The 20,422-nt window shown below is 68.8% G+C and carries 11 protein-coding genes; 2 read left to right on the top strand and 9 right to left on the bottom strand.

Features of this window, described 5'->3' with window-relative positions:
* Positions 1 to 218: 218 nt before the first annotated feature.
* The 4 genes from HD596_RS49430 to HD596_RS49415 form a co-directional block, all read right to left on the bottom strand.
* Entirely contained in the window at positions 219 to 1,241 is a 1,023-nt protein-coding gene (locus tag HD596_RS49430) for a LacI family DNA-binding transcriptional regulator (RefSeq protein WP_185076241.1), read from the bottom strand.
* A 135-nt stretch (positions 1,242 to 1,376) separates the two neighbouring features.
* Positions 1,377 to 2,801 carry a non-reducing end alpha-L-arabinofuranosidase family hydrolase gene (locus tag HD596_RS49425; RefSeq protein WP_313046561.1) on the bottom strand — a complete coding sequence of 475 codons (1,425 nt, stop codon included), beginning with the start codon at positions 2,799 to 2,801 and terminating at the stop codon, positions 1,377 to 1,379.
* Positions 2,802 to 2,906: 105 nt separating this feature from the next.
* On the bottom strand, positions 2,907 to 4,892 hold the full coding sequence (locus HD596_RS49420; RefSeq protein ID WP_313046559.1) for a family 43 glycosylhydrolase: 1,986 nt from the start codon (positions 4,890 to 4,892) through the stop codon (positions 2,907 to 2,909).
* Positions 4,893 to 4,927: 35 nt separating this feature from the next.
* On the bottom strand, positions 4,928 to 7,654 hold the full coding sequence (locus HD596_RS49415; protein ID WP_185076239.1) for a beta-L-arabinofuranosidase domain-containing protein: 2,727 nt from the start codon (positions 7,652 to 7,654) through the stop codon (positions 4,928 to 4,930).
* Between the two features lie 1,225 nt (positions 7,655 to 8,879).
* On the opposite strand from HD596_RS49415, the gene HD596_RS49410 reads away from it, so the two are divergent.
* Together HD596_RS49410 and HD596_RS49405 are read left to right on the top strand one after the other, a co-directional pair.
* A complete protein-coding gene (locus HD596_RS49410; protein ID WP_185076238.1) occupies positions 8,880 to 10,214 on the top strand; it encodes an extracellular catalytic domain type 1 short-chain-length polyhydroxyalkanoate depolymerase in 1,335 nt (444 codons plus the stop codon).
* 31 nt (positions 10,215 to 10,245) lie between these two features.
* Positions 10,246 to 12,072 carry a family 43 glycosylhydrolase gene (locus HD596_RS49405; protein ID WP_185076237.1) on the top strand — a complete coding sequence of 609 codons (1,827 nt, stop codon included), beginning with the start codon at positions 10,246 to 10,248 and terminating at the stop codon, positions 12,070 to 12,072.
* Here the strand turns inward: HD596_RS49405 and HD596_RS66000 are convergent.
* The 5 genes from HD596_RS66000 to HD596_RS49380 all read right to left on the bottom strand — a co-directional run bounded on the left by HD596_RS66000 (position 12,061) and on the right by HD596_RS49380 (position 20,398).
* Positions 12,061 to 12,411 carry a DJ-1/PfpI family protein gene (locus HD596_RS66000; protein WP_376776171.1) on the bottom strand — a complete coding sequence of 117 codons (351 nt, stop codon included), beginning with the start codon at positions 12,409 to 12,411 and terminating at the stop codon, positions 12,061 to 12,063. The two genes, HD596_RS49405 and HD596_RS66000, sit on opposite strands and share 12 nt — an antisense overlap.
* A gap of 29 nt (positions 12,412 to 12,440) precedes the next feature.
* On the bottom strand, positions 12,441 to 13,070 hold the full coding sequence (locus HD596_RS49395; RefSeq protein WP_185076236.1) for a hypothetical protein: 630 nt from the start codon (positions 13,068 to 13,070) through the stop codon (positions 12,441 to 12,443).
* Between the two features lie 253 nt (positions 13,071 to 13,323).
* Positions 13,324 to 14,361 (bottom strand): COG1470 family protein, encoded by a 1,038-nt coding sequence (locus HD596_RS49390; RefSeq protein WP_185076235.1) that lies wholly within the window; start codon positions 14,359 to 14,361, stop codon positions 13,324 to 13,326.
* 98 nt (positions 14,362 to 14,459) lie between these two features.
* Entirely contained in the window at positions 14,460 to 15,092 is a 633-nt protein-coding gene (locus HD596_RS49385; RefSeq protein WP_221519953.1) for a hypothetical protein, read from the bottom strand.
* Between the two features lie 77 nt (positions 15,093 to 15,169).
* Positions 15,170 to 20,398 carry a ThuA domain-containing protein gene (locus tag HD596_RS49380; protein ID WP_221519952.1) on the bottom strand — a complete coding sequence of 1,743 codons (5,229 nt, stop codon included), beginning with the start codon at positions 20,396 to 20,398 and terminating at the stop codon, positions 15,170 to 15,172.
* Positions 20,399 to 20,422 lie beyond the last annotated feature (24 nt).

Raw genomic sequence — 20,422 nt, 5'->3', positions numbered from 1 at the left:
CGGACCCTGGAGCCGGCCCGCTCTCCCGTGGCGGCTCCACGGTCTGGACGGCTGGGGCGAGGGCTGCCTGTGCAGACCCGCCGCCGCGAACGTGGCGCCTCGCCTCTGCGCTGCGTGCCGGGATGTGACTTGCCCCGCTCCCGCCGGATGTGGAACCGGGGCAAGTCGCTCCTGTCGCCCGGAGACAGCGCGACCTTGCGGAAGCCACCAAGGCGTCCTCAGGCGGGCGGGAGTGGGGCAGGCCCGGTGCTCTCGCGTACGACGAGTTCGGTGGCCAGCTCGACGCGGGTCTGCGGAAGTTGCTCGCCATGGGCCAGTGTCAGCAGCATCGAGGTTGCCGCGGCGGCCATCTCGGTGAGGGGCTGGCGGATGGTGGTCAGCGGTGGAACGGCCCACCGCACCGACGGCATGTCATCGAAGCCGATCACGCTGAGATCATCCGGGATGCGCAGGCCGAGCCGATGGGCCGCGTGGTAGACGCCGATGGCCTGGCCGTCGTTCGTGGCGAAGATCGCGGTTGGCCGGTCGGGCAGGCGCAGCATGCGGTGCGCCTGGGCCAGACCGCCCTCGATGAAGAAGTCCCCCCGGCCGATCAGCTCCGGGTCGACGGGCACGCCGGCCATGTCGAGGGCGGTGCGGTAGCCGTCGAGCCGGGCCCGGCTGGACAGCGCGGAGTCGGGCCCCGTGATGATGGCGATACGGCGATGCCCAAGCTCCAGGAGGTGGTGGGTGGCCGTGAGCCCGCCGTTCCAGTTGCCGGCGCCGACCGATGGGATGTTCCGCGCGGGAGTGTCGGCCGGATCCAGCAGGACCAGCGGGATCTCGCGGCGGGCGAGTTGTTCGTGCTGGGTCTCGGTCAGGCCGGAGAACACCGCGATCACACCACTCGGGCGGCGCCGCAGCACACCCTCCAGCCAGGCGTCTCCGGCGGCGTGGTCCCGGTGCAGGTCCGAGATCCCCACCGTGAGGTCGTGCTGACGGGCGACCTGCGCCACGCCTTTGGTGATCTCGACGGGATAGTCGCCCTCCAGAGCGTGGAAGACGAGCTCCACCAGGGACGTCGGCATGGAGCGGCGGCGCTGGCGGCGATAGCCGTGCCGGCGGATGAGCTCCTCCACGGCGGCGCGGGTTTCGGACGACACCTCGGAACGGCCGTTCACGACCTTGGAGACCGTCGCGGTGGAAACGCCGGCCAGCTCGGCGAGCTGAGCGAGGGTGAGAGGAGACGGCTCCGTGGGCATGGCGGCAGTTTAGTCACGGAGCGCGGGGAGGAGGGGCGGCCCGGATCGCCGGGCCGCCCCAGAGGGTCGTCTTGCGAAGGGCGCGAGCAGGGCGGTCCTGCCACGCCGGCTCCGAGCCGGACCCGTGTCACGCCATCAGCGCTGCAGTGTCAGCAGACCCGGCCGGTAGGGCAGCAGGCCGTAGTCGCCGCCGGAGTTGGGGCTGCGTCCCTGGTAGAGCAGCTGCAGGTTGCAGGGGTCGACGGTCATGGTCTGGTCGGCGCCGGCGCGGACCAGCTCGCCGTGGCTGATGTCGTTGGTCCAGGTGGCGCCGCTGTTGGCCTTGCCGGCGAAGGGGTTGCCCTCGGTGGCGGCCTGGGGGGTCCAGGAGCCGTTCAGGCTGGTGGCGGTGAACGAGCGGAAGTAGCGGCCCTGCGCGCCGATCGCCTCGACGAGCATGAGGTACTTGTTCTGGCCCTGGAGCTTGTAGACCTGGACGGCTTCGAACAGGTTGTTCGTCGAGTCGCTCATGATCACCGTCGAGGTGCTGCCGAAACTGCCCGGGAAGTTCCCGATGGGCATGCTGGCCCGGTAGATCTTGCCGTTGTCCCCGGCGAAGAACAGGTACATGTTCGTGCCGTCACCGATGAGCGTCTGGTCGATGGGGCCTGTTCCGGAGCCGGAGATGCTTCCGGAGAAGAGCACCTGCTGCGATGACCAGCCGTTCGGGTTGGTGGGGTCGCTGGAGGTCCGGTAGGAGAAGGCGGTCCCGCCCCACTGGTAGGCGAGCACCCAGATGTTCTTGGGAGCGAAGTAGAAGAGCGTGGGTGCGACGGTGGAGGAGGACATCGTGTTCTGGCTGGCCGAGGCCATGTCGGACCAGTTGGTGAAGGGGCTGAAGTTCATCGAGCCCCACTTCGTCCCCGTGTCGTGCGTCGTGGCGTAGACGAGGTGCTTGCCGTTGTAGGGGGCGACGGTGAAGTCCTTGAGCGAGACCCAACCCGCCTTCGGGGTCGCCAGCGGGCCGGTCGAGGTCCAGCGGTAGGTCGAGGGGAGATCGCACTGGCCGGGGTTGCCGCCGCCGCCGTCCACCCGGACGAGCTGCCACTGCTGGTTGTTGCCGCCCCAGTCGTCGTACTGGACGATGTTCGCGCCGTCGGCGGTGGAGGCGCCCTGGACCTCCAGGGCCTTGCTGCTGTGGCGCGAGATGAACCTCACGTAGCCGTCCGAGCTGTCGGCCAGCCGCCACTGCTGGTTGGTGCCGTTGCCGTCGGCCCATTGCACGATCGCGGCGCCGTTGGCGGTGGAGAGGTTGTAGACGTCGAGCACCTTGCCGGAGTGGCGGGACTTGATGCGGTAGTAGCCGCCGCCGGAGTCGACGAACTGCCATTGCTGCTGGTTCTGGTTGTTCCTGGTCCACTGGGTGATGCGGCCGCCGTCGGCGGTCGAGAGGTTGTAGACGTCCAGGGCCTTGCCGCTGTTGCGGTTGACCAGGACGTACCAGGCGTTGGTGTCGACGGTGGCCGCGTTGGCGGCCTGAGTCTGAAGGGCGACGAAGAGGCTCGCCAGTAAGGTGGCCACCGTCGCGAGAACGGATAGGGGTCTCAATTTCATGATGTGCTCCGATTTATCCGACTTGTGCGAGTTGCCATTCCTGGTTGGTGCCTTTCCGTGTCGACGTGTGCGTCAGGGGGTGGTGAGGTCGAAGCGGGGTACGGTGACCGCTCCGCCGAGGGACTGGGTGGCGTAGTTGAAGATCCCGAAGCGGTAACCCATGAAGAACTGCCAGGCGTTGTTCAGGGTGAAGGCCGGGCCGAGGCTCACGAAGGTGCTGCCGTCGGTGCTGTAGGAGAAGCGGGCCTGCCTGCCGGAGCCGGGCCTGATGTCGGCGTTGACCCGCAACCAGATCCGGCCGCCCGAGATGTTCGCGCTCGCCGCCTCGGTGCCGGTGCCGGTGGTCTGCCAGGAGCTGTTCATGGTCAGGCCGTTGGTCATCACGACCCGGTTGGCGCCGTTGTCGCGTTTGACGCCGATCCAGGCGGACTGGTCGCGCAGCATGGCCAGGCCGGCGCGGTCGCCGTTGGCCATCTGCGAGTAGTCGAGCTCGATCGTCGCCGTCGACGACGGGCCCTGGATGCGGTGGGTCAGGGTGTTGCGGGCGTTGTAGAGGTCGTTGGTGACCGTCGCGGTCTGCAGGCGCAGGCCGTTGCCGGTGGAGAAGCGGCTGGTGTCGGGGTTGTGGTTCCACTCCCAGCGGTGGCCGAGGCTGCCCGAGGTGAAGGTGTCGGGGCCGATCATGGGCGCCACGGTCCGGCTGGTCTGGATGTCTGGCTTCGGGTAGTTGACGCCCCAGCCGCCGTTGACGGTCTGGATGGTCGGCCAGTCGTTGGTCCAGGTGATCGGCGCGAGCGCCGGGACCCGGCCGCCGGGGTAGGCGTCGACGAACGACATGTAGTACCAGGCGCCGTTCTGGGTCTGGACGAGCCCGCCCTGGTGGGGGACGCCGCCGCCGGAGATGGGGCCGGGCATGTTGAGCAGGACCTGCCGCATCTCGTACGGGCCCCACGGCGAGGTGGAGCGGAGCACGTACTGGCCGTTGGCGGGGCGGGTCAGCCAGATGTAGTAGTAGCCGTTGCGCTTGTAGAAGCGGGAGCCCTCCAGGGTGCCGACGTTGCTCGGGGTCTGGAACACCTGCTGGGAGCGCACCTGGCTGAGCCCGTCGGCCGAGAGCTGGGCCACGCTGATGGTGCTGTTGCCGTAGGCGACGTACATGGTGTCGTTGCTGTCGATCAGCAGGCCGGCGTCGTAGTAGCAGTTGTTGATCTGCGAGCGCTTGGTCCACGTGCCGTCCACGGCGGAGGCGGTGTAGACGTAGGTCCGGTTGAACTCGACGCAGCCGATCCAGTAGTAGGTGCTGTTGCTGGGCCGGTAGTTGAAGGCCGAGGCCCAGATGCCCTTCACGTACGCGCGGCCGCCGTTGAGGTCGTACGCGCTCGAGTCGAAGTCGAGCCTCGGGACCGAATGTCCGGCGTACTCCCAGTCGACCAGGTTGTAGGAGCGCAGGATCGGCGCGCCCGGCGAGTAGTGCATCGTCGAGGCCGAGTAGTAGTAGGCGTCGCCGACCCGGATGATGTCGCCGTCGGCGAAGTCCTGCCAGACGACCGGGTTGGTGTAGTCGCCGCCCGGGGTCGGGTCGCTGCCGATCGGGACGAGTTGCCATTGCTGGTTGTTGCCGCCCCAGTCGTCGTACTGGACGATGTTTGCGCCGTCGGCGGTGGCGGCGCCCTGGACCTCCAGGGCCTTGTTGCTGTTGCGGTTGATCAGCCGTACGTGGCCGTCCGCCGAGTCGGCCAGGCGCCACTGCTGGTTGGTGCCGTTGTGGTCGGCCCACTGGACGACGGCGCCGCCGTTGGCGGTGGAGGAGCCGCTGACGTCCAGGACCTTGCCGCTGTTACGGGACTTGAGGCGGTAGTAGCCGCCGCCGGAGTCGACGAACTGCCATTGTTGCTGGTTCTGGTTGTTACGGGTCCACTGGGTGATGCGGGCGCCGTCGGCGGTGGAGGCGTTGTAGACGTCCAGGGCCTTGCCGCTGTTGCGGTTGATCAGGACGTACCACGCGTTGGTGTCGACCGTGGCGGCCGACGCCTGCTGGGGCGTGAGTAACCCGCCCACGAGAAGCAGAGACGAGAGAACCGCGAGCACGCGCCTCACAGGAACCTCCAGAGGTTGTTGTTCGAGCCGTTGTCGTCGGCGAGCACGACCTGCGAACCCTGGGACGTCCCGCCGAGCCCGAGGACCCGGCCGCCGTTGGCGCACTGGACGCGGAAGGCGGCGCCCGACCCGTAACGCAGCCGCCAGCGGTGGTCGGCGGTGCCGTTGTCGGCCCACTGCGTGACGCGCGAGCCGGCGGCGGTGCCGCCGTTCTCCACGCCCAGCACCTTCTGGCTGTTGGAGTTGCGCAGCCGCAGGTAGCCGCCGGTGTCGACGATCGCCGTCCACAGGTGGTCGGCGGTGCCGGTGTCGCCCCACTGGACGACGAGCGCGCCGTCGGCCGTGGACATGTCGGTGACGCCGAGCACCATTCCGGTGCCCACGTTCTGGATACGCCGCGCACCGTTCGGCACGAACCGCCACTGGTTGTCCGCGCTGCCGTTGTCGGAGTCCTGGACCACCTGGGCCCCGTTGGCGGTCGAGCCGTTCTGGACGCCGAGCAGCTTGGAGCTGTGGACATTACGGATCTTGACGGAGCCGTCGCCGACGTCGCTGATCGTCCAGCGGTGGTCGGCGGTGCCGGTGTCACCCCACTGGAGCACCCGGGCGTTGTCGGCGGTCGCCATGTTCTCGACGCCGAGCACCTTGCCGCTGTGCACGTTGCGGAACCGCAGGGCGTCGCCGTCGACGACCGGGACCCAGTCGTGGTCGGCGGTGCCGTTGTCGGTCCACTGGAGGGCCAGGCCGCCGTCGGCGGTGGACATGTTCTGGATGCCGAGGGCCAGCCCGCTGGCCGCGTTGAGCAGCCGGAAGCTCGCGGCGCCGGTGCCGGCCTGGCCACCGGTGTTCCAGTAGACGACGTAGTTGTGGTCATGGGCGTCGTAGAACGGCCCCAGCCGCACCGACGCTCCGCTGGCCGTGGCCGTGAAGGCCAGGGACGAGGTGCTGGTCCGGGTGATCGATGAGGACGTCAGCGCCGGGGCGGACGAAAGGCTGGTGTTGCCGTAGTTGCCCGACAACACGACCGGTCCGTAGGTGACGGCTTGCATGCCGGGGTTGTCGTTGGCGGCCTTCATGACCACCCGCATCGGCAGCCGCACGGTCACGGTGTCGCCCGACGTCCACGAGCGGGTGAGGTCGGCGTAGGTGCCTGGCGTGGTGGCGATCGTCTGCTCGACTCCGTTGACGGCGATCGTCGCGCCCTGGGTCCAGGCCGGGATGCGGATGCGCATCGTCCACGATCCGCTCACGTTGCCGGTGACCTGCAGCGACGTGGTGTCGTCGACCGGGTAGGAGGTCGTCTGGGTAACCGTGATGCCGCGTTGGCTCCAGTTGAGCGTGGAGGGCGCGAACAGGTTCACGAACAGCGTGGTGCCGTTGTGGAAGTAGATCGAGTCCGTCAGCTTGGTGTTGGTCTCGATGCCGGTGCCCTGGCAGCACCAGAAGGAGTTGTAGTCCGTGCTCCAGGTGCCGCCGCCCCACGCCGGGCCGACGCCCCGGCGTCCGCCGGGGTTGAGCGGGGTGAAGTAGGTGACGTGCCCGCGCGGGTCGGCCGGGTTCTGCTGCCCGATCAGGTGGTTGAGCAGGGCGTTCTCGTAGTAGTCGAAGTAGTCGGCCCGGGTCGGCGACAGCAGCCACAGCTCCCTGGTGAGCTTGAGCATGTTGTAGGTGTTGCACGCCTCGCCGGTGTCTCTGGTCAGGTGGGCGGCGATCGCGTTGGGGGCGCGGAAGTGCTCGGCCTGGCTGTTGGAGCCGTTCGCGTACGTGTGCGCGCCGACGGTGATGGACCAGGCGTTGGCGGCGATGTCGCGGTAGCGGGTCGTGCCCGTCGCCTTGTACTCGCGGGCCGCCCCGATCCACTTGGGCACCTGCGTGTTGGCGTGCAGCCCGTTGAGCTGGTCCTGGCCGGCGGCCAGCGGGTTGAACACGGCCGCGTGGTCGAACCGCTGGGCCGTGGTCAGCCAGCGGGAGTCGCCGGTCATCTGGTAAAGGTCCGTCAGCACGGCGTTCATGCCGCCGAACTCGGTGCCGAGCATGGCCTGCATCTGGCTCGAGCTGAGCCGCGACGTGCGGGTGTCCACCCACGCGGCCAGGGCCAGCAACACGGTCCGGGCCTGGGTGTTGCCGATCAGCCGCCACGCGTCCAGCAGCCCGGCCAGGGTCTTGTGGAGGCAGTAGTACGGCACGTTGCCGTTGGTCAGGGTACGGTTCTCCACGGCCGTGATGTCCGACTCGGGAAAACCGGACAGGTAGCCGCTGGTGAACCCGACGGCGCCGTTGTTGGCCTGGCATTTGGCCAACTCCGCCACCATGTAGTTGGCCTTGTCCCGGCAGGTGGTGTCGCCGAGCACGGCATAAGCCTGCGCCCACGCCGTCAGGAAATGGCCCTGCATATGGGACCGGAACGGGAAGCTGGGCGCGTCCCAGCCGCCGTTGGCCGCCGCGCCGTTGGTGGACAGGCGATGGTTGGCCCGGAAGACGTACAGCAGCCGGTCGACATCGACGAAGCGCAGGTAGTTCAGGGTGCGGTTCTGGTTGTCCAGCCACCGGCCGGCGGTCAGCCGGACCTGGCCGAGGTCGAACTCGTAGGCCGAGACGCCGATGTCGGATCTGGCCCAGGGGAGTGCGGCCAGAGCGGGGGACGTGCCGACTACCTGGCCGGCGGCCGAGAACGCGACGGTCGCGCCCGCGGCCTGTAAGAGCCGGCGACGGCTCAAGGACATGGGGGCTCCTTGAAGGTGGGGGGCGGTGACCGGCGTCCGCCGGTCACGTGTTCACCAGGTCAGGCCCTCGAAGGCCGTTCTTTGAGCGAGGTGTGAGCGCTAACGCATCGCTGGTGGGCTCATGGCTCCTATGTCGTCGTGGGGGACGAGAGGGGACATCCAGGCCTCCGTTACTGAATCGCAGAGGGCAACTTGTTAGCGCTAACAGTCCGTTGAGCGTGTTGTCGCGGAGTACATCCGACAGTCAGGCCCGGCGTCAACGAGGGGCGCCCTCGCCGACCTGGGCGTTGCCGTCGGAACGCCTTCCCGCCTGGAGTTTTTCCTCCAGGGAGATCGCGTTGAACTGCTCGTGCATGTGAAAGTTTCACAGAAGTTACGCGTTGGCAATAGAGTAATTTGCGGCAGATCACGATTAAGTTGCTGACCTGGCGGTTGAGGTGTGGGCGATCGCCTTGCGCCTGGCGCTGTGGTCAGGTCGCCGCTCATCGGCAACATGCTGCTGGCCCAAGCCTGATTGATCTTAGTTAGGTTTCGTCCCTGAGCGGTTCGCGACCACCGAGAACCCGCACTTCACGGTGCTGCCCGCCGCAATGGCGGTGGCGAAGTAACGGCCGCTCTGCGCGGCTGCCGCGTCGGGCGTGGCTCCGCGGCTTCCGCCGGTAGCGGCGCCCCCTGTCGCCCACCACTCAGTGGGGAATCTCCCCGAAACCTGTCAAGGAAATGGTGAAATTTACGGCGCCGAAAGTTTCGGCCTGAGCGGCCGGGCGGGACCTCAGGTGAAAGTTTCATGGCGACGCCTTCGTCGATCGACTGCGGCCTTGCCCGGGAAACGCCAGGTGAGCGCGCTCGACCTCCGTCTCTTTGATCCGCCGCCGGCCCAGGTGCTCTTGACATTACCTTTCTGTCTCGTATTTGCTCCGTGAGGCCACCACCTCTCACCGGCCCTCCGAGGAGGAGTTCGATGAGCAAGCTGCTTGTTAGCGCTAACAAATGGCATTGGCCGAGCAGGCGCTGACGACCGCAGCCGAGCGAGACCCGCGCAGGCACCACCCCCTGTGGTCCTCGCCTCATCGGGCGCGCCGGACGCTCCGTGGCCGCTCCCCGTCCCGTATCGGCGCAGTCGGCTCACGAGCGTCGGCGACTCGGAGGCAGGAGCCGTCCGACGCGTCTTCGCCAGGACGGCAGCCCCGTAGAGAGGCCGAACACGTGAAGAGAAGGGCAGCGAATGAAACCGCGTCCTAAGGCGTACGCCACCATCGGAGCCGGCGTGGCGGCTCTGATCGCTGTCGTGGCCGCCGCACTGTCCATGTTCCTCACCGCTGCCCCGCGAGCGTCGGCGGCGGCCCTGACCGAAGTGACGAACTTCGGAGCCAACCCCGGCGGCCTGCGGATGTACCTCTACGTCCCCGACAGAGTGGCCGCCCGGCCCGGCGTGCTGGTGGCGATGCACGGCTGCAACGGCTGGGCCCCGGGCTTCCACCAGGGCACCGAGTTCGCCTCGCTCGCCGACCGGTACGGTTTCATCGTCATCTACCCGCAGGCGAACAAGAGCGCCAACGGCATGTCGAACTGCTTCGACGTGTGGTCGAACGAGGCCCTGCGCCACGGTGGCGGCAGTGATCCGGTGTCGATCGTCTCCATGACGGCCTACGTGCTGCAGCGCTACAACGGTGACCCGCAGCGGGTGTTCGCGACCGGCTTCTCCTCCGGCGCGATGGAGACCAACAACCTGCTCGCCACGTACCCGGACGTGTTCAAGGCCGGCGCGCCGTTCTCCAGCGTTCCTTACGGCTGCCTCGGGCCCGCCGGATGCGGGGACAAGACGCCGCAGCAGTGGGGCGACCTGGTCAGGAACGCCTACCCCGGCTACACCGGGCCCCGTCCGCGCGTGATGGCCTGGCACGGCACCGCCGACTCCGTGCTGCCGTACACGATGCTGCAGGAAGAGGTCGACCAGTGGACCAACGTGCACGGACTGACCCAGACTCCGGCTTCCACTGACAGCCCGCAATCCGGATGGACTCGGCGAGTCTTCGGCTCCGGGCAGGTCGAGGCGTACACCATCACCGGCGCCGGCCACGATCTGCCGCACGCCGGGATGGCCGTCCACGCCATCCGCTTCTTCGGGCTGGACGGCGGCTCGTCCACTCCGACGTCGACTCCCACCGTGCCCGGTGACGGCACCGGGCCGATCAGGGGAGTGGGTTCCGGACGTTGCCTGGACGTTCCGAACGCTGCCACCGCGGATGGCACCGCGGTGCAGTTGTGGGACTGCAACGGGCGGGACAACCAGAAATGGACCGCCACTTCGGCCGGCGAGCTCAGGGTCTATGGCAACAAGTGCCTCGACGCGGCCGGGACCGGCAACGGTGCCAGGATCCAGATCTACTCCTGCTGGGGCGGAGACAACCAGAAGTGGCGCGTGAACTCCGACGGCTCCATCACCGGCGTGCAGTCCGGGCTGTGCCTGGACGCCGTGGGTCAGGGCACCGCGAACGGCACCCGGCTCCAGCTCTACACCTGCCACGGCGGCGCCAACCAGCGCTGGACCCGTACCTGACGCACAGCGGTTCGCAATCCGGAAGGTGATCATGAAACTTCGGCACGGCGTCTTGCCCGGGCGCGGCGCGCTTGTGATCATGGCGCTGCTCTGCCTCGTGACGATGATTCCTGGCACGGCCAGGGCGGACAACCCGATCGTCCAGACCATCTACACCGCCGACCCCGCGCCGCTGGTGCACAACGGCCGGGTGTATCTCTACACGGGACACGACGAGGACGGCTCGACGTACTTCACCATGAAGGAATGGCGGGTCTGGTCGTCCGCGGACATGGTGAACTGGACCGACCACGGCTCGCCGATGAGCGTCGCCACCTTCAGCTGGGCGAGCGCGGACGCGTGGGCCGGCCAGGCCGTCTACAGAAACGGCAAGTTCTACTGGTACGTACCGGTGAAAGACCGGGCGAGCGGTCAGATGGCCATCGGCGTCGGGGTCTCGAACAGCCCCACCGGGCCTTTCACCGACGCCATCGGGCGCCCGCTGGTCAGGAACGGTGAGATCGACCCCACCGTCTTCATCGATGACAGCGGGCAGGCCTATCTGTATTGGGGCAACCCAAACCTGTGGTATGTCAGGCTCAACCCGGACATGATCTCGTACTCGGGCAGTCCCACGCAGATCCCCCTCACCACCGCGGGCTTCGGCACCCGCACCGGCAACGCGAGCCGGCCGACCCTGTACGAAGAGGGACCCTGGGTCTACAAGCGCAACGGCCTGTACTACAACGTCTTTGCGGCGAAATGCTGCTCAGAGTTCATCGGTTACTCGACGGCCCCCGGCCCCACCGGGCCCTGGACCTACCGCGGGACGGTCATGCCCACGCAGGGCAGCAGCTTCACCAACCACCCCGGAATCATCGACTTCAACGGCGGGTCGTACTTCTTCTACCACAACGGCGCCCTGCCGGGCGGCGGCGGCTACACCCGCTCGGTCGCCGTGGAGAAATTCAGCTACAACGCCGACGGCACCATCCCCACGATCAACATGACCACGACCGGAGCACCCCAGGTGGGCACGCTGAACCCCTACGTGCGCCAGGAGGCCGAGACGATCGCCGGGGAGTCAGGCGTGGAGACCGAGCCCTCCAGCGAGGGTGGCATGAACGTCGGCTGGATCGAGAACGGCGACTACATCAAGGTCAAGGGCGTCGCCTTCGGCTCCGGCGCGACGTCCTTCAGCGCGCGGGTGGCCTCCGCGACCAGCGGCGGCCGGATCGAGCTCCACCTCGACGGTGTCAACGGCACGCTGGTGGGGACCTGTACCGTGCCGGGAACCGGCGGCTGGCAGACGTGGACGACCGTCACCTGCCCGGTGAGCGGCGCGACAGGCACCCATGACCTGTACTTCAAGTACACCGGCGGGAGCGGCAATCTCTTCAACGTCAACTGGTGGCAGTTCACCGGCGGCACCGCTGCCGGCGGGAACCTGCTGACCAACGGCGACATGGAGAGCGGCACGACGGGCTGGGGCGCGTCCGGCGGAGCCCTGTCGGCTGTCACCGACCCGGTGCACGCCGGCGCGCGGGCGCTGTCCATCACCGGGCGCACGGCGTCCTGGAACGGCGCCACCCAGGACGTGACCGCCAAGCTCACCAACGGCAAGAGCTATACGACGAGCGTTTGGGTGCGGTCACAGAGCGGCACGCCCGGCGCGAAGGCGACCCTGGCGCTCACCGCCAACGGCACGACGAGCTACCTCCAGCTCACACCCGTGACGACGGTGAACTCAGGCGGCTGGACCGAGCTCACCGGCACGGCGACCGTGTCATGGAGCGGAGCGCTGACCGCTGCCACCTTCTACGTCGAGACGGCGGCGGGAACCGACGGCTTGTCCGTCGACGACGCCTCATTCCAGTGATCGAGTTCTGAGGAGCCGATCAGCACGAGCCGCATGGCGACCCGGGCCTGGACGGAGGAGCAGAAGGCGTCCGGTGTCGCCGTGCCCGGCTCGGTGCTTCTCGCCGCGGAGGAGCGCCGACCGCGGTGCGCGACGTGCTCGCCGTGACCATTCAGGCAGGTCCGGCCGGCCACGACAGGAGACCATCGCGCCGTCCACCACGTCGGGGGCGTCCACGAAGCTCGCACCCGCCATCTCCATGTCGGTCCTCAACGGCGGGTACGCCGCCGTGGTGCGGCCGCGCAGCAGGCCAAGCGCGGCCGGCACCTGCGGGCCGCGGCAAATCGTGCCCCATGGCAGACCTCGCCGACGAGGCGACGAGGCCGAATTCAGCGCCGGACGCCCATGCGGTGCCGCCAGGCGAGGGCGATCCAGGCCGCGAGGGCGACGAGCGCCACGAGGACGATGATGCCGATCTTGAGGGCAGTCCCCATCGCACCTTGGCCGTCCATCACGGTCGCCGGCGCGGCGGCCTTGTTCCGCGCGGGCCCCGTCGCCTGGCCCGTCGCCTGCCCCGTCGCCTGGCCCGTCGCCTGGCCCGTTGCGGGGGCGGTCGCGGGGGCGGTCGCCGCCACGGGGGAGGCGGCGACAACGCCCGCCTTCACCTTCACCGTCGCTTTCGCCTTGGAGGGCTCGGTCGCGGTCACGGTGACCCGCCACTCGCCGCTCGGCAGCGGCTCGGCGGAGTGGTAGAGGTTCTGGCCCTCGGGCGCCGACCTGAGCGGCACCGGCCCGAAGGAACGGCCGTCTGCCGAGGTCGCCTTCAGCGTGGCCGCGACGATCTCCGTTACGGGATGGCCGTCCTTTTCGTAGGTGACCAGCACGTTGACGTTGTCGGCGCCGTCTCCCGTCACCTCCAGCTTGATCGGCCCGCCGTGGGCGGAGGCCGCCGGTGCGCCGAGCACCAGCATGAGCCCGGCCAGCAGGACGGTGAGGACGTATGCCGGTGCCTTGTTCACGAGTCGTGACTCCCCTCGGGTTCGGTGTCGGGGATGAGCGCCCCTTCACCGGGTGATGTCGGTTGGAATACGTGCTGGTGGCCGTAGCCCGCGACGGGCCCCGCTGCGCCGTCGGACGGCCGGCGACGATCGCGCCGAGCGCGAACGCGACCGCGAGGGCGAGCAAGCGGGCCCACGTCGCACCCCGTGCGGGACCCGGTTGCCTGGGTCGGACTGATGGCCGCCACCTCCTGAGGACGGATGTCGATGGCGCTCACGCCTCCTGAGGCGTGCCTTTGCCGTGGAGCATGATCAGCTTCTCGATACGCTTGCGGCGCCAGGCGGCGACCAGCCGGATGGCGAAGGGGGCGAGGATGAGGAGGACGAGGAGGGCGAGCTGCGGCCACGGCAGGGCCCACACCGTGGTGTCGATCGCCATCCGCTGGGCGGTGACGCCCGGGATCGGCCTGCCCGCGGGCGAGGGGATCACCGTGACCGTCGTGCCGATGGGACCCAGCGGCCAGGCGCCGGGCACCCGTGCGACGAACGTTCGGCTGCCGCCCGGCATGAGCTCCCGGGCCTTGGCCGCGGACGGGTCACTCCAGTTGTTCTCGCCCAGGAACGTGGACGTCAGGACCCGGTTGTCCGCGACCAGCCGGACGTTGCCGACGTTGGCCACGGTGTAGGTCACCTCGACGGATCCGGCGGCGAAGGGATTCCACGATCCCGTGTACTCGGCCCGCACGTCGGTTACCGCCACCTTGGCCACATAGTCGCCGGTGACGCGGATGTTCAGGCGGACGCCCACCCGGTTCTGGACCCGTACCTGACCGGAGACGGTCTCCAGGGACGCGGTCACACCCGCGGGGTGATCGCCCGGCGTCGCGTTCTGGGGGATCGACACCGTCACCGGCACGACGGAGGTGGCCCCGGCGGCGATGGTCACCTTCTCGGGAACCGCTATCCAGGAGCCGCCGTCGGTCGGTTTCGCGTCCGAGGGCCGCATGTCGAAGTAGCCCTTGGAGGTCAGGTAGCCGTCGTTGGCGTCGATTGCGAAGTCGACCGGCTGAGTGGAGCGGTTGATGACCGCCACATGCTCGACCACCTGCTGCCCGCCGGCGAGTTCGAGGTCGATGACGCTGCGGCCGTCAGGACCGTCGGCGTTGGCCGGAACGACCGACCAGGTGGTGTCGGCGTCGGACGGGGTCGCGAACGCGACCGTGGTGACCAGGACGGCGACCAGCAGGGCAACGCCGACGGCGGGTAAGACGGCGAGGCGGGCGAGGGCGCCCCGCGAACGGCTTGTGGTCAACAGAGGTGTCTCCAGTCTCATCGTGGCCGTCCGGGACCTGCGCCAGGCCGGCACAGGTCCCGGACGCCCACAGCGGGCGATGGCGTCCTGCCTCCGGTTCAGGACTGGTTGAAGAGGGAGAGCGTCAGAGTCGAGTGGTACTCGCCGGCGGCGACGTCGGCGGGAGTGCGCAGCGCGAGGCCGGCGTTGACCTGCCAGGTGCCGATCTCGTCGGCGGAGTTCGCCGTCGACACCAGCAGTTCCTGCCCCTGCAGACCGACGGTGGGCGCTCCGGAGCCGTCTGAGATGACGCTGGAGACGGGCTCACCGGCCGCCACCGCACCGGAGGAGGAGTCGCTCAGCAGGCGCGGCCGCCAGCCCAGGTACTGCGGGCCGATGGGCGGCGCCGAACCGCTCGTCGCGGTGAACTCGCTGGCCTGGCCGACGACCGCCCAGAAGTCACCGGCGGGGATCTCCTCGGGCCGGCGGCTGTCGGTCACCGTGACCGTGGGCAGGGTGCCGACGAACTGGCGGGCGGCGGCGTTGGAGCCGTCCTCCTGCAGGGCCACTCCGCCGTTGTCGGCGACGGTCATGGACACCTCACCGGGAGTGGTGTTCGGCTCGATCGTCACCGACACGTCGATGCCGTTGTCGGGGTCGTCGTCCGCCACCGCCGGACTGGCCGCGCCGGCGCCGGCGGCGAGCGCGACACCGAGCATCGCCGCGGCGAGCATCTGTGTGGTCCTGTTCATTTTCATGTGTTCGCTCCATTGAGGGGGTGGGGCCGGTCGGCTGCTCGGCCGGCCGGCCCCGGTTCTGCTGTCGGCGCTCAGCGGCAGCTGAGCGCCGGGTAGGCGGCGTCGTACGACGAGGTGACCTGCCCGCCGCCGACCGTCGCGGTCCCCTTCACGGTCACCGTGCCCGCGTCGATCTGCCCGGCCCGGCTGTTGAAGGACTGGTACGCCTGCTTGCCCGGGGCCACGTCGGCCACGGTCTTCGAACCGAACGGGGTGGTCAGCGTCACCGTCGCCGGCACGTCCGAGCCGTTGACGGCCGTGACCGCCACGTACGCCGAGGTGCCGATGCAGCGGGACGAGGCGGAGACCGTCAGCTTGACCTGCGGCGCGGACGCCGAGATCGTCAGCGTCAGCGTCTTGGCCTCTTCGACGTTGCCCGCCTTGTCGGCCGAGCGGTACTTCAGCTGGTGCTGCCCGTCGCCGGTCACGGTGACCGGCCCGGTGTAGGCGGTCCAGTCGCCGCCGTCCAACTGGTACTCGGTCTTGCCGACCCCGCTGCCGCCGTCCTCGTCGGCGGCCTTCAGCGTGACCGACACCGGACCGGTGAACGTGCCGCCCGCCGGCTGCTCCGGATCGGTCGTCGCCGTCGTCACGGGCGCGGTCCTGTCCCCGCCCGAGCCCGCCTTGGTCAGGTGGAAGTAGTCGAACGTGACCGTCTTCGACGCCGACTGGCTGGTGCCGATGGTGTACACGCCGACCTTCGCGCCGGTGGCCACCGCGGTGTTCTCCACCGGCGCGGAGAGATCCGTCCAGGTCTGACCGTCGGAGGAGTAGGAGCCGGTGTAGGTGGTGCCCGCCTTCTTCAGCCGCAGCCACCACACGCCGCTGGTGAGGTTGTTCACCTGCGGCTGCGGGTTCTGCACGGTGCCGCCGGCCTCGCTGCGCAGTTCGATGCTCCGCGCCACCGTCGAGCCTGCCGAGTTGGTGGTGAGGAAGTCGAGCTTCACGTAGTCGTCGTCGCCGGTGTACACCATGAGGCCGCCCTGCTGGTACTGCTCGTTGAGCGCCGAGGCGTCCACCTTGGTCTCCAGCGTCCAGTCGCCGCTCGGCGCCGTCTGCAGGATGAAGTTCTTCGGGCCGCTGTTGGTGGTCCCGTAGATGTCACCGGTCGTGGTGTCGAGCTCCAGCTTGCCGTTGCCGACGCGCGCCGCCGTGGCGTCGGGGCGCACGACCGCGTTCCAGCGGCAGGCGTCGAGCGCGGTGCCGTCGAACTCGTCGTCCGGGTCCGGCGCCGTCGCCTTGTCGTCCGGTGTGATGTGGAACCAGTCGAAGGACGCATCCACCACCGGGTGGTTGGCCCCGGCCAGCGAGATCAGGCCGATCTTGGGGTTGGCGATCCCGGCGAGCGGCTTGGTCTGCGGCATCGCGGTGAACGTGGTGCCGTCCGAGGAGTAGTGGGCGGTGATGTTGGTGCCGTCGCTGACGAACCGCACGTACACCGTGTCGGGGTAGGAGTCCCCGAGGTTGGCCGTGTTGCTCTGCGACACTTCGTTCGGGCTGCCGTTCTCCTCCCGGATGAACTGGAAGATACGGCTGGCGTGGTTGGAACCCGAGGTCGACCGCGCCTGCAGCACCATCTTGGCGTAGTTGTCGTCGTCGCCGTAGATGATCAGGCCCGCCTGCTGGTACGCGTCACGCGCGTCCAGCGTGAGCTTGGCGGTGGCGGTCCACGCACCCGATGGCGCCGGCTGCACGACGATGTTCGGCGTGTTGCCGCCCGTGCTGTAGATGTCGGTGGTCGAGGTCGGGATCACGAGCTTGCCGTCCGCGACCCTGAGGTCCTGGTTCTCCCGGATGACCGACCAGCGGCCACGGTCGAGCCCGATGCCCAGGAAGTCGTCGGAACGGCCGGTGAAGCAGACCGTGGCCGCCGCGTCCACCTTGACCGGGACCTGGGCGGTGGCCGACGCGCCCTTGTCGTCGGTCGCGGTCACCGTGGCCGTGTAGCTGCCCGGCGCGGTGTAGGTGTAGCTCGCCTCGGCCGTGGTGGGCTCCGGCGCGCCGGTCACCCCGAAGTTCCACTTGTAGGTGATCGGGTCGCCTTCGGGGTCGGTGGCCGTCGCCTTGAAGCCGACCTTCAGCGGGGCGACGCCCGTCGCCGGGGTCGCCGTCGCGGTCACAGCCGGATGCTGGTTGTCCGTGGCGCCCTTGCCGACGAAGTCGACCCAGTTGACGTTGGCCAGGTAGGCGTTGTCGGCCGCGCCGGCCGGCTTGCGCACGACGAAGTACAGCGGTCCGCTCTCGGCCGGTGGGCCGGTCAGGTCGAGCGTGACGTCGGTGAACGTCTGCCAGCCGCCAGTGGGCGGCACGTTGACCGAGCCGACCAGAGTACCGGTCTCGGGGTTGCCCGCCCGGACCTGCACGGTTCCGCCGGTTCCGCCCGAGGAGGCCCGGAGCCGGATCGCGGTGACGTTCGACAGGTTCACCGGGTCGAACGACCACCAGTCGCCGTCCTGGACGAACGCGATGTGCTGGTTGCCGCCCTGGGTGTCGGTCGTGGTCTCCGCCTGGACGCCTGCGGCGTCGGTGCCCTTGCCGTCGGCCACCCGGCCGGTCTGCGCGAAGTGCTCGGCCTGCTTGCGCTTGGGCTCCAGGATGATCTGGCCCCGCCCGGTCAGCGGTCCGGCGCCATTGGCGCCCCCGTCGGTGTAGCTGGCCTCGATGGCGTAGAAGAGGTTGTCGTACTCGCCGTGGCCCGCCTGCTGGGTCTGCAGGGTGCCCTGACAGCCCTTGAGCTGGTCGAGCGGGTGGCCGTGGCTGTCGTGGCCGAGGATCGCCTGGATCTTGACCTTGTCGCAGTCGATCGTGCCGTCCTCGGCGTCGGTGACGGTGACCTTGAACTTCACCTGGTCGCCGAACTCGAAGAAGGCGCCGTTCGGCGGAACGTCCACCTTGACGGTGGGACGGGTGTTGCCCGCGCTGATCGACACGCTGGCGGTGGCGGTCTTGCCTTCGGGGGTCTTGACGGTCAGGACCACGCTGTAATCGCCCCCCTTCTCATAGGTGAAGGTGGGGTTGGGGTCGGTGGAGTCGGTGTCCCCGTCACCGTCGAGGTCCCAGGCGTAGGTGAGCGTCTTGCCCTCCGGGTCCCGGCTGCCCTCGCTGGAGAACTTGACCGCCAGCGGCAGGGGCCCGTCAGTCTTGTCCGCCGTGGCTCGGGCGATCGGCGGCCGGGTGCCCTTGGTGTACTCGATGCGGTAGATGCCGGAGTCGGCGTTGTCGCCGCCGAAGCCGGAGCCCCACTCGATCATGTACAGCGCGCCGTCGGGACCGAACTTCATGTCCATCGGCTTCTTGAACGACAGGGAGCCGAGGATCGGGTTCATCTCGACGACCTTGCTGCCGTTCTCGTTGAGCTGGAACGACCACACCTTGTCGTTGTTCCACTCACCGAAGACGGCCTTGCCGTCCCAGTACGCCGGCCACTTCACGTCCGACTGCAGGTTCGGGTCGGAGCGGTAGACCGGGCCGCCCATCGGCGCGCCACCGCTCAGCTCCGGGAAGTTCTGCGGGTCTGCCGCGTAGTGGTACCAGATCGTCGCCGGGATCACCGGCGGCAGGCTGGTCAGGCCGTCGTTGTTCGGCGATTCGTTGACCGGCGCGGCACAGTTGAACGGCGACCCCGACTGCTTGGTGGCGAAGTTGTAGTCGACGTACGGGGTGTTGTTGCCGATGCAGTACGGCCAGCCGAAGTTGCCGGGCCTCGAGACGAGGTTCCACTCGACCGTGTTCTGCGGACCCCGGGTGGAGCTCGCCGCGTTCGCGTCGGGACCGTACTCACCGAGCATGATGTTGCCCGTCTTGGGGTCGAGACCCATGCGGAACGGGTTGCGCAGGCCCATGCCGTAGATCTCCGGCCTGGTCTTCGCCGTGCCCGGCGCGAACAGGTTGCCGGACGGGATGGTGTAGGTGCCGTCGGCCTCGGGGTGGATCCGCAGCAGCTTGCCGCTCAGGCTGTTGGTGTTGCCCGCGGTACGCTGGGCGTCCCAGTTGGCGCGGCCGGACTGCTCGTCGATCGGCGTGTAGCCGTCGGAGGCGAACGGGTTGGTGTTGTCGCCCGTGCCCAGCCACAGATTGCCGGTCTTGGGGTCCATCACCATGCCGCCGCCGTGGTGGCAGCACTCGGCCCGCTGCACCGGGACGTCGAGGATCTTCTTCTCGCTCGACAGGTCCAGGGTGTCACCGGTGACGGTGAACCTGCTCAGCCGGTCGACGTTCGTCCCGGTGGGCGAGTAGTAGAGATACACCCAGTGGTTCGAGTCGAAGCCGGGGTCGAGCGCCATGCCGAGCAGGCCGCTCTCGTTGGCGGTGAAGACGCTCAGCTTCGCCGCCGTCACCGTGCCGCCGGCCGGCTTGATGATCTTGACCTCGCCGAGCCGGTCGATGTAGAAGACCCGGCCGTCCTTGGCGACGTCCACCATCATCGGGTTCGACGTGTTGTCGTCGAGGGTGACCTTCTCGAAGCTGGAGCTCTGCGAGGCCGAGCAGTCGGCCTTGATCGCGCCGGCGGCGGTCTGGATGCCGCCGAGCAGCAGCTTCAGGAAGTTGGGCTCGCTGTAGTTCTCCTTGAGGTGGCCGAGCCCGGTGTACCACGAACGGCCGCCGTCGAAGTCCTGGCACCACGTGTTCGGGTGGTCGGCGCCCATCGTGGCGCCGGTGTAGGACTTCTCGTCCATCGACGTCAGCACGTGGACCGTGCTGCGCGGGTTCACCTGGTAGTCGTACCATTCGTCGGTACGGGTCCAGGTCGTCGGGAGATCCTTGGTCGCCGGGTGCGCCGGGTCCTCGACCTTGACCGTGGCCTGCTGGATCGCCGGGTGCTGCTTGAAGTACGCCCCGACCAGCTTGCCGTACCAGGCCCAGTTGTAGCCGCTGTCGGCGGCGGCGTGGACGCCCACGAAGCCGCCGCCGCCCTGGATGTAGCGCTGGAAGGCGTCCTTCTGCTCCTGCGTGCCCAGCGGGTCACCGGTCGTGGACATGAAGACCACGGCCTGGTACTGCGCCAGGTTCTGGTCCGTGAACAGGGCGCTGTCCTCGGTCGTGTCGACCGCGAAGTTGTTGTCCTGGCCGAGCTTCTGCACGGCCGCGATGCCCTCGGGGATCGAGTCGTGCCGGAATCCGGTCGTCTTCGAGAAGACGAGCACCTTGAAGGCGGGCTCCGCCGCCGTGGCGGCCTCGGCGCTCACCGCCGACGTGGCGGCCTCGGCGCTCACCGGCGCCGCAAGGAGCGTGAGGAAAGGGGCGACGAGGGCTAAGGCCATCGTGGTGGCGGTTCGACGTCTCGG

The sequence above is a fragment of the Nonomuraea jabiensis genome, assembly GCF_014204795.1.
GTDB lineage: Bacteria > Actinomycetota > Actinomycetes > Streptosporangiales > Streptosporangiaceae > Nonomuraea > Nonomuraea jabiensis.
The sequence above is the reverse complement of the archived record's forward strand: the minus strand, read 5'-3'. Positions and strand labels throughout refer to the sequence as shown.